General features: G+C 53.2%; 3 protein-coding genes. 2 read left to right on the top strand and 1 reads right to left on the bottom strand.

Going from position 1 to position 1,650, the window contains the following annotated elements; all coding sequences use genetic code 11:
• On the top strand, positions 1-894 hold an 894-nt coding region (gene tsaD, locus ABYW01_RS21000; RefSeq protein WP_372836510.1), incomplete at its 5' end, for a tRNA (adenosine(37)-N6)-threonylcarbamoyltransferase complex transferase subunit TsaD.
• A 3-nt stretch (positions 895-897) separates the two neighbouring features.
• Here the strand turns inward: tsaD and plsY are convergent.
• Complete coding sequence (plsY, locus tag ABYW01_RS20995) at positions 898-1,485, bottom strand: glycerol-3-phosphate 1-O-acyltransferase PlsY (protein ID WP_372836508.1); 588 nt, start codon at positions 1,483-1,485, stop codon at positions 898-900.
• Positions 1,486-1,509: 24 nt separating this feature from the next.
• On the opposite strand from plsY, the gene ABYW01_RS20990 reads away from it, so the two are divergent.
• A partial coding sequence (locus tag ABYW01_RS20990) for a dihydroneopterin aldolase (protein ID WP_372836512.1) occupies positions 1,510-1,650 on the top strand: 141 nt, incomplete at its 3' end.

Raw genomic sequence — 1,650 nt, 5'->3', positions numbered from 1 at the left:
CTGGCCTCCCGTGATCATGTGCGTAAATTAATTCCCCTGATTCGGGAAACGTTCCAGCAAGCGGGATTGGCACACGGCGATGTCGATGCCATCGCCTATACTGCGGGTCCCGGTTTGATCGGTGCGCTCATGGTCGGCGCTTCAACAGGACGCGCATTAGCGCTGGCATGGGACAAACCTGCGATTGCGGTGCACCATATGGAAGGCCACCTCCTGGCGCCTATGCTGGAAGATACTCCACCGGCATTTCCTTTTGTTGCGTTGCTGGTGTCGGGTGGTCACACCCAGTTAGTGCGTGTGGATGGGATCGGGCGCTATGAGCTGCTGGGCGAATCGCTCGATGATGCAGCAGGAGAAGCGTTTGATAAAGCGGCTAAAATGCTTGGATTGGATTATCCGGGAGGGCCAGAGATAGCACGCTTGGCCGAACTGGGTGATGTCACACGTTTTAAGTTCCCACGACCAATGACGGACCGTCCCGGTCTGGATATGAGCTTTTCTGGTTTGAAAACGTTTACGCTGAACACCGCCAATGATCATCGTGACGAACAAGGTCAGCTCGATGACAAAACAATTGCAGACATTGCGTGTGCATTTGAACAGGCCGTTGTGGATACGTTAGCCATTAAATGCCGCCGTGCTCTGCAGCAGACAGGTATGAAGCAGCTAGTGATTGCAGGTGGGGTCAGTGCCAATCAGCGGCTGCGTGATCGTCTCGAAGAGATGGTGAAGAAAGAGCGCGCAGGCTTGTATTATGCGCGACCTCGTTTCTGTACGGATAACGGGGCAATGATCGCGTTTGCGGGTTGTCAGCGATTGCAGGCAGGGCAAACAAGTGATCTGACTATTCTGGCGCAACCGCGTTGGCCGATGGATACGCTGGAATCAATCTGACACTCAGAAACGACTTTCTGCACCGTGAATGAGTTTGCTGATGTTTTCACGGTGCGTCGTTAATAGCAGCAGACTGATCAATAGTACAGGCATCAATAAACTAGGCTGCACAAGCCAGGCAATGATCGGCGAGATCAGTGCGCAGCCTATTGATGCCAGTGAGGCTATGCGTCCAATACTGATCAGTGTTCCCCACAGTATTATCTGAATAATGCCCAAGGGCGGTGAAAGTGCCAGGCAGATACCGACTGCGGTAGCGACCCCCTTCCCGCCATGAAAGCGCGCAAACAGTGGATAAAGATGACCAATTAAGACCGCTAAGGCAGCCCAGCTGGCGGTACTGGGTTCGAGGTTCAGCCACTGGGGTAGCGACACGGCACACCAGCCTTTTCCCATATCTCCGAGCAGTGTGAAGAAAGCCGCTTTTCTGTTTCCGATGCGTAGTACATTACTGGCGCCGGGATTACGGGAACCCTGTTGACGAGGATCGGAGATGCCCATACAGTGACACACCAATATGGCGCTCGGCACTGAACCTAGAAGGTAAGCGGTTGCTACCATGAGTGCATTCAGTAACTCCAGCTCGGGCATCGCATAGTCCTACAGGTTGTAAGCATGGATATAGTCTACATTCGTGAACTAGAAGTGGAAACGATCATCGGTATTTATGACTGGGAACGTGAAATACGTCAGACGGTCAGCCTTGATCTGGAAATGGGAACGGATATCCGGCAGGCCGCCGCCACTGAGGTTGTG

It is taken from the genome of Pontibacterium sp., assembly GCF_041587635.1.
GTDB lineage: Bacteria > Pseudomonadota > Gammaproteobacteria > Pseudomonadales > Balneatricaceae > Pontibacterium.
This window is presented reverse-complemented; position numbering and strand designations above follow the sequence as displayed.

What these genes read in the sequence shown, in the direction of transcription:
- plsY (WP_372836508.1), bottom strand. Translation starts at nt 1,485, where the DNA reads ATGCCCGAGCTGGAGTTACTGAATGCACTCATGGTAGCAACCGCTTAC.